Source organism: Pseudomonas sp. C9D1 (genome assembly GCF_056491235.1).
Genome location: NZ_JBSZIE010000002.1, coordinates 107785 through 121358 on the forward strand (window position 1 = coordinate 107785; position 13574 = coordinate 121358).

The 13574-nt window shown below is 66.1% G+C and carries 12 protein-coding genes; 5 read left to right on the top strand and 7 right to left on the bottom strand.

Features of this window, described 5'->3' with window-relative positions; all coding sequences use genetic code 11:
- Positions 1-19: 19 nt before the first annotated feature.
- Positions 20-1453, bottom strand: coding sequence for a MocR-like pyridoxine biosynthesis transcription factor PdxR (gene pdxR, locus ACXI0U_RS08875; RefSeq protein WP_479550068.1), 1434 nt, complete (start codon positions 1451-1453; stop codon positions 20-22).
- A gap of 210 nt (positions 1454-1663) precedes the next feature.
- Between pdxR and ACXI0U_RS08880 the strand changes: the two genes are divergently transcribed.
- Positions 1664-1915 (top strand): hypothetical protein, encoded by a 252-nt coding sequence (locus ACXI0U_RS08880; RefSeq protein ID WP_021221847.1) that lies wholly within the window; start codon positions 1664-1666, stop codon positions 1913-1915.
- Between the two features lie 113 nt (positions 1916-2028).
- Entirely contained in the window at positions 2029-2325 is a 297-nt protein-coding gene (locus ACXI0U_RS08885; protein ID WP_021221848.1) for a YgaP family membrane protein, read from the top strand.
- A gap of 879 nt (positions 2326-3204) precedes the next feature.
- Here the strand turns inward: ACXI0U_RS08885 and ACXI0U_RS08890 are convergent.
- From ACXI0U_RS08890 to ACXI0U_RS08900, 3 genes are read right to left on the bottom strand one after another with little or no spacing between them, the layout of a single operon-like run.
- Positions 3205-6291 carry an efflux RND transporter permease subunit gene (locus ACXI0U_RS08890; RefSeq protein WP_479550069.1) on the bottom strand — a complete coding sequence of 1029 codons (3087 nt, stop codon included), beginning with the start codon at positions 6289-6291 and terminating at the stop codon, positions 3205-3207.
- The gene (locus ACXI0U_RS08895) at positions 6288-7385 is read right to left on the bottom strand and encodes an efflux RND transporter periplasmic adaptor subunit (protein WP_479550070.1); all 1098 of its coding nucleotides are present in this window, start codon (positions 7383-7385) and stop codon (positions 6288-6290) included. Before ACXI0U_RS08895 ends, ACXI0U_RS08890 begins: the two co-directional genes overlap by 4 nt.
- Positions 7378-8529: an efflux RND transporter periplasmic adaptor subunit gene (locus tag ACXI0U_RS08900; RefSeq protein ID WP_479551090.1), complete on the bottom strand. Its 1152-nt coding sequence runs from the start codon at positions 8527-8529 to the stop codon at positions 7378-7380. Before ACXI0U_RS08900 ends, ACXI0U_RS08895 begins: the two co-directional genes overlap by 8 nt.
- A gap of 215 nt (positions 8530-8744) precedes the next feature.
- Between ACXI0U_RS08900 and ACXI0U_RS08905 the strand changes: the two genes are divergently transcribed.
- Positions 8745-8972, top strand: a complete 228-nt coding sequence (locus tag ACXI0U_RS08905) for a hypothetical protein (protein WP_479551120.1) — start codon at positions 8745-8747, stop codon at positions 8970-8972.
- A gap of 8 nt (positions 8973-8980) precedes the next feature.
- On the opposite strand, the gene ACXI0U_RS08910 is transcribed toward ACXI0U_RS08905, so the two are convergent.
- Positions 8981-9208: a DUF2188 domain-containing protein gene (locus tag ACXI0U_RS08910; protein ID WP_263402598.1), complete on the bottom strand. Its 228-nt coding sequence runs from the start codon at positions 9206-9208 to the stop codon at positions 8981-8983.
- A gap of 130 nt (positions 9209-9338) precedes the next feature.
- Complete coding sequence (locus ACXI0U_RS08915) at positions 9339-9614, bottom strand: hypothetical protein (protein ID WP_148304376.1); 276 nt, start codon at positions 9612-9614, stop codon at positions 9339-9341.
- Positions 9615-10284: 670 nt separating this feature from the next.
- Here ACXI0U_RS08915 and ACXI0U_RS08920 point away from each other — a divergent pair.
- Together ACXI0U_RS08920 and ACXI0U_RS08925 are read left to right on the top strand one after the other, a co-directional pair.
- Positions 10285-10593, top strand: coding sequence for a hypothetical protein (locus ACXI0U_RS08920; protein WP_021221855.1), 309 nt, complete (start codon positions 10285-10287; stop codon positions 10591-10593).
- 64 nt (positions 10594-10657) lie between these two features.
- On the top strand, positions 10658-10960 hold the full coding sequence (locus tag ACXI0U_RS08925) for a hypothetical protein (RefSeq protein ID WP_021221856.1): 303 nt from the start codon (positions 10658-10660) through the stop codon (positions 10958-10960).
- Between the two features lie 54 nt (positions 10961-11014).
- Here the strand turns inward: ACXI0U_RS08925 and egtB are convergent, their stop codons facing one another.
- Positions 11015-13129: an ergothioneine biosynthesis protein EgtB gene (gene egtB, locus ACXI0U_RS08930; RefSeq protein ID WP_479550071.1), complete on the bottom strand. Its 2115-nt coding sequence runs from the start codon at positions 13127-13129 to the stop codon at positions 11015-11017.
- Between the last annotated feature and the right edge of the window lie 445 nt (positions 13130-13574).

Here is a 13574-nt window from a genome sequence, read left to right on the forward strand (position 1 = left end):
CATTGACAGCATGCGGGCTTCAGGCGATGCGCAGGAGGATGTCGCGCACGCGGTCCAGGGCCGGGTCGATATCCAGGGTTTCGATGGCGCCGAAACCCAGCAGCAGGCCGGCCTGGGGGGCTTGCTGGTGATAGAAGGGTGCCAGCGGGTAGAGCCCCACCTCGACCTTGCGCGCCTGTTCCATCAGCAGCGGCAGGTCGATCGGCACCTTGAACAGCAGCGCCATGTGCGCCCCGGCCACCGCCGGCACGGCTTCGAGCCAGGGCGCGAGATCCCCCGCCACCCGCGCCAGGATGCGTTCGCGCCGGCTGCTGTAGACGGCGTGGCAGCGACGGATGTGCTTGTGCAGCGAGCCTTCGTCGATGAACTTGGCCAGGGCCCATTGGGGCAGGGTGGAGCTGTGCCAGTCTGTGATCTGCTTGACCTTGATCAGCGGCTCCAGCAGTACGCCGGGGAGGATGGCGTAACCCAGGCGCAGCTCCGGCAGCAGGGTCTTGGAGAAGGTGCCGACATAGGCCACCACGCCGTGCTCGTCCATGCTTTGCAGGGAATCGGTGGGGCGCCCTTCGTAGCGGAACTCGCTGTCGTAGTCGTCTTCGATGACGATGGCGCCGAGCTCGCGTGCCCGCTGCAGCAGCGCTTCGCGTCGTGCCGGGCTCATGGGCATGCCCAGGGGGAACTGGTGCGAGGGGGTGACGTAGATCAGCCGCGTGCCATCGGGGATGGCGTCCACGCGCATGCCTTCGGCGTCCACCGGGATGCTCGCCACCTGGGCGCCCTGGATGCCGAACAGCAGGCGCGCCGGGGTGTAGCCGGGGTCTTCCATGGCGACGACGCTGCCGGGTTGCAGCATGACCCGGGCGAGCAGGTCCAGGGCCTGCTGGGCGCCGCTGCAGACGATCACATCATCCCCCGTGCAACGCACCCCACGGGCGAAGCTGATGTGCCGGGCGATGGCCTGGCGCAGGGCTTCCACCCCCTCGGGCTGGCCGTAGAAACCTCGGGCGGAGGCCATCTGCCGCAGGGCGTGCTGGGTGCAGCGGCGCCAGTCGTCATGGGGGAACTGGCTGCGTGCGGTGGCGCCGCCGATGAAGTCGTAGCGCAGGGTGCCTTCCAGGGTCGGGTGGCGGAAGGGGATGGGGACGTCCTGCCAGTGGCGGATGACGTCCGCTTCGGCCAGTTCCGAGGCGAAGCGGCTGCGCACCCGCGTTGCCACCCGGGCGTTGACGAAGGTGCCGCTGCCGATGCGGCCCACCAGGTAGTCCTCGTAGGTGAGCTGGGCGTAGGTGTCGGCCACCGTCTTGCGCGAGATGCCCAGTTGCTCGGCGAGCAGGCGGCTCGGTGGCAGCCGGGCGCCGCTCGCGAGGCGGCCGTCCTCGATGGCGTCGCGCAACTGGCGGTAGAGCTGCTGGGCGAGGTCCTTGCGGCCATTGATGACGATGTGCAGTTCCATGGTGACTCCGGCGGGTGGTGGCGGGAGATTACCCATGGGGCGGGGTGGAGAGAAGGCTTTCTCCACGCCCCGTGGCGATGCGTTTCGTCGGGCCGGGCGGGTAGGGGGCGGGCCTGCGCTAAGGTGAAGGTCCGCATGCCCGTCGGGCATCCACCTGCGAGGGAGCGGCCGTTGCATCCAGGCGGCCGCCCCGCGAATGGAGGCACAGCCATGAACAGCAGCAACCAGCTCACCCACCGCGATCACATCATCACCGCGCACCTGATCGAGCACCCGGGCATTCCCACGCCCTGGGCCGGCGGGCTGCACATCACCGCGCCCGATGGCAGCCGCACCCGGCGTATCCCACTGCCCGCCAACTCCGCCTTCCTCGCCGAGGAAGACAGCGCCCGGCGGGCGTCCCTGGCCCACGGTCGCTGGCTGGTGGACCAGAGCCTCGACCACGGCCACAAACCCGTGTGACCCGTGCGGCGCCGTCGCTTTCCGGCGGCGCCGCGCTCCGCTCGTCCAGCACTCTGAACCCTGCACGCACCTGGCCAGTCGTTACTACAACCCCATAGAGCCAGGAGAACACCATGGTCGCTTTCGAACCGCAGTCCCGCGAAAACGCTGCCCGCCCCCATAACGTCGAGGGCTGGGAACGCTTCCTGTGCATCGCCGGTGGCTTGGTGATGGTCGGCACCGGCCTGCGCCAGGGTGGCCTGGTGGGCTGGCTGCGCGCCGGCACCGGCGGCGTGGTGCTCGCCCGTGGCCTCACGGGGCAGTGCCCGGCGAAACGGGTGATCGCCGAACGCCGCGACGAGATCGAAGCGCTCAAGGCGCGCATCGAAGAGGCCGCTGCCAAGTTGGCCGAGCTGCATCGCAACGCCTGAGTCGGCCCATCGCGAATGAATTCCACGGGTTGAGGCACAGCCCGTAGGAGCGAGCTCTGCTCGCGAAGCGCTTGTGCGGTGCTGGGCGACTGAAGTCGCCCCTACAACCTTCCCTGTCTCGGATCTTGCGGGTGCACGCCTGTAGGGTGGATGACGCTTTTTTCATCCACCAGGGGTGCCCGGCATGGCACCGATTGGTGGACCGATGGAGCGTGGTCCACCCTACGGCGGTGCTGTGCACCGCTGGGCGACTGAAGTCGTCCCTACAACCTTCCCTGCCTCGGACCTTGCGGGTGCACGCCTGTGGGGTGGATGACGCTTTTTCCATCCACCAGGGGGGGCCGGCATGGCACCGATGGGCGAATGAATTGGCTCTGTCTGCGTTAAGTGTTGCTAGAAGATTTGGACCCAGCTGATTGCCGAGTTTTGTTGGTGCTTCTGATTTCGCCCCCCCGGGCGAGTCCCTTTTAACAATCGCCTTAAAAGGAACCAAAAGGGCTTGCCCCATCATCCGGCCCCGGCTTCGCCGGGGTTCCCTCACTCCATCGTTGCTCTGGGGGCCGGCGCGATGGGCCATCCATGGCCTGGCGCGCCTCTCGCGGCATCCATGCCGCTCGTCCCCCGGCGCAACGATTGCGTTCGGCCTCCTGGAGGGGCGTTGGCGGCTGCTCCAACTTTCTTCGCTCGAACCCTCACATTGATGTGCGCAGTAACCCAGTGCACGTTCGTAGGATGGCGTAGAGCGAAGCGAAACCCATGCGGTGGAGGTGTTACGAACTCTTGGATGCCCGGAAATGGCCGTGCTTGAGCGCTTGCATTAAAACCACAACAGCTAACGCAGACAGAGCCAATGAATTCGCCCCTACACACATTGCCGTTCTACGCCACCTGCGGGTTTTGGGCCGGGGGCGTGGCGTCGTCCGGTTCGTGGATGCGGTACCAGGCGACGTAGAGGGCGGGGAGGAAGAACAGGGTGAGCAGGGTGGCGATGATGATGCCGCCGATCATGGCGAAGGCCATGGGGCCCCAGAACACTTCGCGGGCGATGGGCAGCATGCCCAGGCTGGCGGCAGCGGCGGTGAGGAGGATGGGCCGGGTGCGGTGGTGGGTGGCCTCGATCACCGCGTCCCAGGGGTTGGCGCCCTCGCGCTCGAACTCGTCGATCTGGGTCACCAGGATCACCGAGTTGCGGATGATGATGCCGATCAGCGCCAGTACCCCGAGGATGGCCACGAAGCCCAGCGGCGTGCCGGTGGGCAGCAGCGCGAGCACCACGCCGATCAGCCCCAGGGGCGCCACGCTGGCCACCAGGAACATCTTCTGCACGCTTTGCAGCTGGATCATCAGGAAGGTGGCCATGAGGAACAGCATCAGCGGCACCACCTGGCCGATGGGGCCCTGGGCCTTGCCGCTTTCTTCCACCGTGCCGCCGGGGGTGATGCGGTAGGAGGCGGGCAGCTTGGCGGCGAAGTCGTCCACCTCGGGCTTGAGCCTGGCCATCAGGTCGGTGGGCTGCATGTCGCCGTGGACGCTGGCCTTGAGGGTGATGGTGGGTTTGCGGTCGCGGCGCCACACCAGCGGCTGCTCCAGTTCGTAGCCCAAGGTGGCGAAGGCCTTGAGCGGGATGGAGGTGCCATTCGGGGTGACGATCTGCAGGTTTTCCAGGGTTTCCGGCGAGTTGCGTTCGCCCTCGGCGGAGCGGCCCACCAGGTTGACCAGGTAGATGCTGTCGCGCACCTGGGTGATGGTGGCGCCGGTGACCACGCCGTTCATCATCTGCGCCACATCCTCGGAGGAGAGGCCCAGCTGGCGTGCCTTGTCCTGGGCGATATCGATCTTCAGCACACGCCCGGGCTCGTTCCAGTCGTAGATCATCTCGCCGACATTGGGATTGGCGTCCAGCCGCGCGGCCAGTGCCATGGCGTAGTCGCGCACCTTGTCGATGTCCGGGCCGCTGACCCGGTACTGGATCGGCCGGCCCACCGGCGGGCCCATCTCCAGGGGCTGCACGTAGCCGCTGATGCCGACGAACTCGTCGCGCAGGCGCTGCTTGAGGCGGGCGGACAGGCGCTGCCGGGCGTCCATGTCCTTGGCGACTATCACCAGCTGGCCGTAGTAGGGGTTCTGCAGTTGCTGGTCGAGGGGCAGGTAGAAGCGCACCGCGCCTTCGCCGATGTAGGAGCTCCAGCGCTGGATGTCGTCATCGCCCTTGAGCTTGGCCTCGAAGCGGTCCATCACCGCGCGGGTCTCGGCGATGCTGCTGTTCTGCGGCAGGTTCAGGTCCACCAGCAGCTCGGGGCGGTCGGAGGAGGGGAAGAACTGCTGCTGGACGAACTGCATGAGGAACAGCGAGCCGCCGAACAGCGCCACGGTGAGCAGGATGGTGGCCCAGCGGTGCCCCATGGCCAGGCGCAGGCCGCGGTCCATGAAGCGGGTCATGCGGCCCTTCTTCTCTTCCTTGTGCTTGAGCGTGGCGGGCAGCACGTGCACGGCGATCACCGGGGCGAAAAGCACCGCGACTATCCACGACAGCAACAGGGCGACGGCGATCACCGCGAACAGGGTGAAGGTGTATTCCCCCGCCGAGCTGGCGTTGAGGCCGATGGGCACGAAGCCGGCCACAGTGACCAGGGTGCCGGTGAGCATGGGGAAGGCGGTGGAGGTGTAGGCGTAGGTGGCGGCGTCGTGTCGCGAATCGCCCAGCTCCAGGCGGGTGACCATCATTTCGACTGTGATCATGGCGTCGTCCACCAGCAGGCCGAGGGCGATGATCAGGGCGCCGAGGGAGATGCGCTGCATGGTGATGCCGCTGTACTCCATGAACACGAAGACCAGGGCCAGCACCAGGGGAATCGAGCAGGCGACCACCAGGCCGGCGCGCACGCCGAGGCTGATGAAGCTCACCACCAGGACGATGATCACCGCCTCGAACAGCGCGCTGGTGAAGCCGCCGATGGCCTTCTCCACCACCTCGGCCTGGTTCGACACCTGGTGCACGCCGACGCCGATGGGCAGCTCGTTGGTCACTTCCTGCATGCGCGCATGCAGCGCCGCGCCGAAGGTCTGGATATTGCCGCCGTCGCGCATGGCCACGGCCAGGCCGATGGCCGGCTCGCCATTGAAGCGGAACAGCGAGGTGGGCGGGTCCTGGTAGCTGCGCTGGATGCTGGCGAGGTCGGCGAGGCGGTAGAAGCGGTCGTTGATGCGCAGGTTCACCGCCTCCAGGTCCGCCTGGGAGCGGAACTCGCCGGAGGTGCGCACCGAAATGCGCTCGGCGCCGGCCTCGATCACCCCCGAGGGCGTGACGCTGTTCTGTGCCTGCAGGCTCTGCATCACCTGGCGCTGGTCGAGGCCCAGGGCGGCCAGCTTGCGGGTGGAGAAGTTGAGGTAGAACACCTCGTCCTGCTCGCCGATCAGCTGCACCTTGCCCAGGTCCTTGACGCTGCGGATGTCCAGGCGCACGCGCTCGACGTAGTCACGCAGCTGGCGGTAGCTGAGGCCGTCGCCGGTGAAGGCATAGAGGCTGCCGTAGACGTCGCCGAACTCGTCGTTGAACGCCGGGCCCTGCAGGCCCTGGGGGAATTCGCCGCGGATGTCGTCGATCTTCTTGCGCACCTGGTACCAGATGTCGGGTATCTCGGTGCCGTCGGTGGTGTCCTTGAGGTAGACGAAGACGGTGGATTCCCCCGGGCGCGTGTAGCTCTTCACGTAGTCGAGGCTGTCCAGCTCCTCCAGCTTCTTCTCGATGCGGTCGGTGACCTGTTCAAGGGTGTCGTTGACCGTGGCGCCGGGCCAGCGGGTCTGGATGACCATGGTCTTGATGGTGAAGGCGGGGTCTTCCTCGCGGCCCAGCTCGAAGTAGGAGAACACCCCCATCACCAGCGCCACGGCCATCAGGTACCAGGCGAAGGACTGGTGCCGCAGCGCCCATTCCGAGAGGTTGAAGCCGCCCTTGGCATCACTCATGGCCGATCCCCTTCATCCAGTTTTACCGCTTGGCCTTCCTTGAGGCTGTTGACCCCGGCGCTGACCACCCGCTCGCCGTCGGCGAGGCCCTTGCCGATGAGCACGCGATCGCCTTCGCGGCGCAGCACCTGCACCTCGCGGCGGTGCACCACGGCGGCTTTTTCGTCCACCACCCAGACCTGCCCACGATCATCCGGGGCGCCGGGCTCGGCGCGCACCAGCACGCTGGCGGGCAGGCTGACACGAGGTGCCACGGGGCTGCTCAGTTCCACCCGCACCGTGGTGCCGAGGCGGAAACTTTCCGGGGTTTGCTCCAGGCTCAGGCGCACCCGGCGGGTCCGGGTGGCGGCGTCGGCCTGGGGCGCCATTTCGCGGATGTGGCCGGTGGTGCTGGCCTCACCCTGCAATTGGGCGACCACGGTGAAGCGGGCGTCTTCGGGGATGGCCCCGGCGAGGTCGTCCGGCAGGTCGAACACGGCTTCGCGCACTTCCGGGCGAGCCAGGGTCACCACCTCCTGGCCGGCGGCGACCACCTGGCCGGCCTCGGCGCGCCAGGCGGTGACCACGCCGTCGAAATCGGTGGTCAGGCGGGTGTAGGCGAGCTGGTCGCTGGCCTGCTGTTCTGCGGCGCGGGCCTGGTCGAGGCTGGCGCGGGTGGTCTTTAGGCGGGTGCGGGCCGCGTCGAGGTTGGCCTTGGCGCCAACGCCCCGGGTGAACAGCTCCTCCTGGCGGCGGGCGTCGGCCTGGGCGTCTATCCACTGCGCTTCGGCGCTGGCGCGATCGCCCTCGCTGGCACGCAGGCGGTTCTGCTGGTCGGTGGGGTCGAGGGTGGCGAGCAGGGCGCCCTCGGCCACCTTGTCGCCGACATCCACCGCGCGGGAGGCGATACGCCCGTTGGTGCGGAAGCCCAGGGTGGTTTCGTAGCGTGCCTGGATGGTGCCGGCGAAGTGGCCGACGCTCTGCTGGTGCTGGCTCTGCACCACCAGGCTGAGCACCGGGCGGGGCGGTGGTGGTGGCTGTTCCTTCTCGCCGCAGCCGGCGAGGAGCAGGGCGGCCAGGGGCAGCAGGCAGGCGCGGCGGGTGGCGTCATTCATGGGGCACGCTCCCTTCGACCTGGGGCTGCGGTGCGGCCTGGTCCTCACGCACTGCGGCGGCCTTGTCGGGCTCTGCCGCCTGTTCGGCCCGGGCCATTTCCACGCGCTGGCCGGGGTGCAGCAGCTGGCCACCGGCGATCACCACCTTCTGGCCCGCCTCCAGGCCCTGGCCCACCAGCACCTTGCCGCTGGCGTAGCGCACCGCGCCGACCTTGTGCAGCGATACCCGCTGCTGCGCATCCACCAGCCACACCGCCGGCTGGCGCCCGGACTTGGACAGCGCCGACCAGGGCAGCACCACACCGTCGCCGCTGCGGGGCCTGAGCAGCGTGGTAACCACGGCGCCGAGGTTCATCTGCGGCGGCACCTGCTCCAGCGCCACCTTGACCTTGAGGGTGCCGCTCTGCGGATCGATGGTGGGGGTGATTTCGCGCACCTGGCCCTTGGCGCTGATGTCCGGCTGGCCGAGGAGGGCGACGACCACGTCCTGGCTTTCCAACTGCTGGTCGAACAGTGATTCGTAGACGTTGAACACCGCATCGCGCTCGCCTTCACGGGCCAGGGTGAAGATCGGCACCGTGGCCTGCACCACCTGGCCGACTTCCGCGTGGCGGGTGGTGATCACCCCATCGGCGGACGCCTTGAGCTCGGTATAGGCCAGCATGTCACGGGCGTTGGCGGCCTGGGCTTCGGCCGCTTCCAGGGCGCTGCGGGTGGCGCGCAACTGCGCCTGGGCCTGGTCGAATTCGCTTTGGCTGGTGTAGCCCTTGGGCAGCAGTTTGCGTTGCCGCTCGAAGTTCAGTTCGGCCTCCTTGAGCTGGGCGCGCTGGGCTTCCACGGCGGCATTGGCAGTGTCGAGGTTGCTGCGCTGCTCCTGCGGGTCGAGGCGTGCCAGCACTTGCTGGGCCTTGACCTGATCGCCCACGTCCGCCAGGCGCTCGATGATCTTGCCGCCGACACGAAAGGCCTGTTGCGCTTCGACGCGGGCCTGGATGTCGCCGGTGAGGTGCACCTCGGCGCTGAAGTCGGCGGCCTCGATGCTCTGCACCAGCACGCGCTGCACCGGCTTGGGGGGCTCGTGTTCCTGGCAGCCGGCAAGCAGCACGGCGGCCAGCAGAAGGCCGGGGGCCATGCGGGTATTCATCGGTGACGGGGTATGCGGCGGGATCATCCCTGGACCAAGCCTCCTGTTGCGAAAGCGACGTGAATGGCGCCGAGCGTGCAGCGAAGCGGCGGCGTCGATGGCATTTCGAGGGAAACGGCAGGAGGAAAGTTCAAGTCGAGAGCGGGGGATTGCAATGAACTCGCGGGCGCTTGCGCCAGTCAGCTCAGGTATACCCGCCAACGGAGGTCATCGTCATGGCGCACTGGACCATCACCTACAGCAAGGACAACAACACCGCGACGCTGGACAGCAAGGCGACGGACAAGCCGGACATGGAAGATGCCAACCGCGAGCTGCTGGAGTGGGCCCGCGCGAATTTGCAGGCCGGTGAGTTCGCGGAGAGCGAGGACCCCAGCAGCGAGCCGGCGATGCAGTTGCTCAAGCGCTACGGCATCACCCTGACCGGTATCTCGCGGTCCTGACCGCGGCGCTAGCCGCTCGCCTGGTCGTGAAAGCGGCGGGCGGGCGGATAGCGCAGTTCCTGTTCGACGCTGCCGTCTTCGCCGTGGACCTTTACCGTCCCCGCACGGTTCTGCATGAAGTTGCCGATGCAATCGAGCAGCTCGGATCGTTCGCTGGCGGTCTTCGACGGGCGCGTTGCACCTTCCTTGCGCAGTTCCCACCCCTTGTCCGTCGGGGAAATGTGATAACAGCCCATGTAGATCTCCAGTTCATTCCAAATCGACGGTCTTATCGCCGTTCGCGCACGCAGGCGCCTCCCAAGCACCTATAGAGCAGGGCTACGCCGCACAGGTTCCGATCTTTGTGCATGGCGATGCCGTGCGGGCTCAGAAGCCTTCGAGCCGCTCTTCGTCATTGGCGTCCGTGGCGTTTTCCAGCATCCGCTCCAGTTCATCGATCAGCGGCCCGCAGAGTGTGTCGAACTGCTCGCGGCTCGCCCAGTGCCGGGGGAACAGGCCGGAGACGACGGTCAGTTGCCCGCTGCGCAGGTCACGGAGGGAGAGCACCACCTCATCGTCGCGAAACTTCACCACGCACATATGGCTGTCCAGCCGTGCATCCAGCCTCTTCTGCAACTCTTCGCCGGAAGGTTGAAACGCCATGGCTACATCCAAGTACAAGTTGATCCATCCAAAAAATAAGCCCGACGCATGCCGCAGCGACCGGGCCTCAAGTTGGTATACACGTGAGTAGTAATTGAGAAGGCCGGGAGGCCGTGTGAGTTCAGCTTGAATAGGGGGGCGGACGGGCCCGTTCGTCTGTTGGAATGTTTTTAATATCATCGAGATGCCGCGTTGATATCAGGTTGTTTCTGGCGCTCGGCAACAGTTGCAGATACATCTTTGGAGTTGTTAGGGGTGGCACTTCAAGTGCCGGGTTAACCTGGCGTACACCCCTGCAGACGCCGTACCGTGCCGCAAGGGCGGTGATCAGCCGATGTTGCAGGATCGCGCCCTGCACCCCTGTCGCGCACGACGCACCACATTGAATCCCTCGCGCTCGAGACGCATTGCAAGTTGCCCGAATCGTGCATTTTGCTCGTGCAAATTGCACAGCTAATACCTGTTTGAAATGCACGGGTTCACCGATCTTTTGGGTTGTTTGCCATCAGCGCGATATCGAGACGTACAACTTTTATCGTGAAAAAGGCCGCTGATCTGCAAGAGCGGCGGAATAACTTCTACTGGCATGCTTATCGCTAGCCGCTAGTGCTCCCCTGGGGTGTTTCGGACCTTTTCCAGGCCTGTTTTCAAGGCTTCTGGAGGTATCAGGATGATCACTTCGCTTGCACATCTGACCCTGTACTCCCCCGCGCTCGCCGAGGGCGCCGTGCGGCTCGACCGCCGCTCCGTGACCCTGGACTTCGGCGTGCTGCAGTTCGATGGCTGGGCTGCGCTGGATGGGCTTTGCGGCCATATCAGCATCGAGGGTGCGACACCGGAGAATTGGAACCGCACGCGATTGATCGAACTGGAGCCCCTGGACCCCAGCCTGGACAAGGCGATTTTCGAGGTGATGGTCGAACGGCCATCGCCAAAGGGGGCGGACGGCACATCGGTATTCCCGGTGCGCATGCTCTGACCCACGGCATAGGGCACGGCCCGAATTCACGAGGCCGGCATAAGGCGTAACAAGGAGTGAAGCGATGAAGGCTGCATTGTCTGGCAAGGAACTGGATCTGTTGCTCGCGCGTGCCATCCCCAGCTGCAAGGTGGAGAGCAGGACGCTCACCGATGGCACCTTCAACCTGATGGTGCATAACCCCGCGACCCACGAGCACTTCACCGTGGCCGGCCTCAACCATGGGGACTACCAGGACCTCGGTGCCGTGCTGCGCCTCGGCAAGCAGGTGTTCGAAGACATGGTGCTGCTCCAGGCCGGCAGCAGCAGCCGGCGCATCATCAAGCTCGCCAGCGCCCAGCAGGCTGAGGCTCGCCAGGCGCTCTGACGCGTGCCGCCGGGGCCGTTCGCGCCCCGGCTTCCCTCAGGATCCCCGAGCGGATCAACTCCCTTCCAGGACGAATATCCCCACCTGCGGCTCCGGGCTCAGCCAGTGGCGGGCCAGGTGCCAGCCGGATTCGGCCGCCATCTCGGCGATGCCCTCCAGGCTGTACTTGTGGGAGCACTCGGTGTGCAGGCGTTCCCCGGCGGCGAAGTGGAAGCGCCGGCCGGCCGCATGCACCTCCTGGTCCTGATGGCTGACCAGGAACATCTCCATGCAGCTGTCCTGCGGGTTCCAGCGAGCCAGGTGGGTGAAGGCGTCGAGGTCGAAGTCGCCGCCCAGCTCGCGGTTGATGCGGGTGAGCAGGTTCTTGTTGAACTGCGCGGTGATGCCGTCGGCATCGTCGTAGGCGGCCTCCAGGGTGGCGACGTCCTTCTGCATGTCCAGGCCGAGAATCAACCTCGCCTCGCGCCCGAGGAAGCGCCGCACCGAACGCAGGAAGCGCAGCGCCTCCGCCGGGGTGAAGTTGCCCAGGGTGGAGCCGGGGAAGAATGCCACCCGCGCTCGTGAGGCCGCTGCTGGGGGCAGGTGCGGCAGGTGGGTGAAGTCGCCGACCTGGGGCAACACCCGCAGCTCGGGGTAGGCGCCTTCGAGCATGGTCGTGGCCTTGCGCAGGGCGGATTCGCTGATGTCGATGGGCAGGTAGAGGCCGATCTGCGGCGCCGCGTCGAGCAGCAGGCGGGTCTTCAGGCTGGCGCCGCTGCCGAACTCCACCAGCGCCGCGCCTCGGGGGATGACCGTCGATAGCTCCTCGGCGATCTCGCGCAGCAGCGCCGTCTCCATGCGCGTGGGGTAGTACTCGCGGGTGCGGCAGATGGCCTCGAACAGCTCGGAACCCGTGGCGTCGTAGAAGTATTTCGGTGGCAGGCTCTTGGTCGGTGCACCCAGCCCGCTGCGCACGTCTTCGGCAAAGCCTTCGTGCTCGCTGGCGTCTTCACCTGTGCGGGCGTCGCGGGCCAGGCGAAGCCCGGAGAACATCCAGCGTTGTGCCGGGTAGAAGAAGTTGCGGTAGCTGGGCCGCGCATGCCCGGCCGGGGTGATGCTGGCGCCGCCCCGCAGGACCATCTGGCTGACCATGAACTTGCCGTTGTACTCGCCCACGGCGCCGGCGGAGGGATGGAAGCCGGGGTAGGGCGTGTAGGCGCTGGCGGTCCATTGCCAGGCGCAATCTTCCACCTGGCCGAGCAGGCCGGCGCGGGCGGCGACTTCCCACTCCGCCTCGCTGGGCAGGCGCGCATCGGCCCAGGCCGCGTAGGCACAGGCTTCGTAGTAGCTGATATGGGTGACGGGGGAGCCGTCTTGCAGCGGGTGCAGGCCGCCGAGGCCCATCTCCATCCAGCCCTCATCGCCGCGTCGCCAGTACATCGGGGCTTCCCAGCCTTCTTCCTGCACCCGCGCCCAGCCTTCCGAGAGCCAGAGGTCGGCGCGGGAGTAGCCGCCCGCCTCGATGAAGGCCAGCCACTGGGCGTTGCTCACCAGGCGGTCGGCGATCTGGAAGGGTTGCAGGAACACCTTGTGACGCGGCCCTTCGTTATCGAAGGCGAAACCCTGGCCGTCGTGGCCGATCTCCACCAGCCCACCGGCCAGGGCAACGAAACGCGCGGGCCGATCACTGCCCGGCTCGCGCCAGCGGGGGGAGTAGGCGGGCTGCAGGGGCGAGAGGCTGAACAGGTGCAGCACATCCATGAGCAACAGCTCCTGGTGCTGCTGCTCGTGGGCCAGGCCCAGTTCCACCAGCGCGGTGATCTCGTCCGTCACGCCGCCCTGCAGCAACACATGCATGTTCTCGTCGATGTAGCGCCGGTAGGCCATCAGCCGGGCCACCGGTGGGCGGGTCAGCAAGCCCCGTTGCGGGCGTGGCTGGCGCGGGCCCAGGGCTTCGTAATAGGAGTTGAAGAGGTAGGCGAAGGTGGGGTCGAAGACCGTGTAGTCGGGCAGGCGCGGGGCCAGCAGGAAGGTCTCGAAGAACCAGGTGGTGTGGGCCAGGTGCCACTTGGCCGGGCTGGCGTCGGGCATGGACTGCACGACCATGTCTTCGTCGCTCAGGGGGGCTATCAGGGATTCACTGTGCTGACGGACTTGCAGGTAGCGATCGAGCAATGCGGTGCTGTTCATCGGCCTCTCTCTTCAGTGCTGTTGGCAGGACTGTTGGATGCGCGTGATGGCGATGCCCAGGCGACGGGCAGGGCGGCGGGCCCCGAACGGGGTTATAGGGTCTGATGCTTTGGGTTCTAAGAAAGTTCGTGTGGTTTTCGTCGAGCCCATTCAAGGGATGACGGGCGTCGATCTAATCTTGATTTCATGTCGAGGAAAATCATTTAACTGATTGATAAATAGGTGATTTATTTTGATTTTATGGCGGCGCATGATGCGCTTTTCGCCAGAATTCCACGGCCGCGAGCGGCACCTGCACGAAATGGGACCTGGAATAGCCGAAACGCGGGTGGAAAGACCGTATTTCCTCTCTAATGGCTTTAGATATATGCCGTAACTATATGAAAAATATGACTATAAAAATCTTAATGTGAATTCTAGGTTTGTCTGGAAAAGGGCTGGCGCT

What these genes read in the sequence shown, in the direction of transcription:
- pdxR (WP_479550068.1), bottom strand. Translation starts at nt 1,453, where the DNA reads ATGGAACTGCACATCGTCATCAATGGCCGCAAGGACCTCGCCCAGCAG.
- ACXI0U_RS08880 (WP_021221847.1), top strand. Translation starts at nt 1,664, where the DNA reads ATGAACAGCAGCAACCAGCTCACCCACCGCGATCACATCATCACCGCG.
- ACXI0U_RS08885 (WP_021221848.1), top strand. Translation starts at nt 2,029, where the DNA reads ATGGTCGCTTTCGAACCGCAGTCCCGCGAAAACGCTGCCCGCCCCCAT.
- ACXI0U_RS08890 (WP_479550069.1), bottom strand. Translation starts at nt 6,291, where the DNA reads ATGAGTGATGCCAAGGGCGGCTTCAACCTCTCGGAATGGGCGCTGCGG.
- ACXI0U_RS08895 (WP_479550070.1), bottom strand. Translation starts at nt 7,385, where the DNA reads ATGAATGACGCCACCCGCCGCGCCTGCCTGCTGCCCCTGGCCGCCCTG.
- ACXI0U_RS08900 (WP_479551090.1), bottom strand. Translation starts at nt 8,529, where the DNA reads ATGAATACCCGCATGGCCCCCGGCCTTCTGCTGGCCGCCGTGCTGCTT.
- ACXI0U_RS08905 (WP_479551120.1), top strand. Translation starts at nt 8,745, where the DNA reads ATGGCGCACTGGACCATCACCTACAGCAAGGACAACAACACCGCGACG.
- ACXI0U_RS08910 (WP_263402598.1), bottom strand. Translation starts at nt 9,208, where the DNA reads ATGGGCTGTTATCACATTTCCCCGACGGACAAGGGGTGGGAACTGCGC.
- ACXI0U_RS08915 (WP_148304376.1), bottom strand. Translation starts at nt 9,614, where the DNA reads ATGGCGTTTCAACCTTCCGGCGAAGAGTTGCAGAAGAGGCTGGATGCA.
- ACXI0U_RS08920 (WP_021221855.1), top strand. Translation starts at nt 10,285, where the DNA reads ATGATCACTTCGCTTGCACATCTGACCCTGTACTCCCCCGCGCTCGCC.
- ACXI0U_RS08925 (WP_021221856.1), top strand. Translation starts at nt 10,658, where the DNA reads ATGAAGGCTGCATTGTCTGGCAAGGAACTGGATCTGTTGCTCGCGCGT.
- egtB (WP_479550071.1), bottom strand. Translation starts at nt 13,129, where the DNA reads ATGAACAGCACCGCATTGCTCGATCGCTACCTGCAAGTCCGTCAGCAC.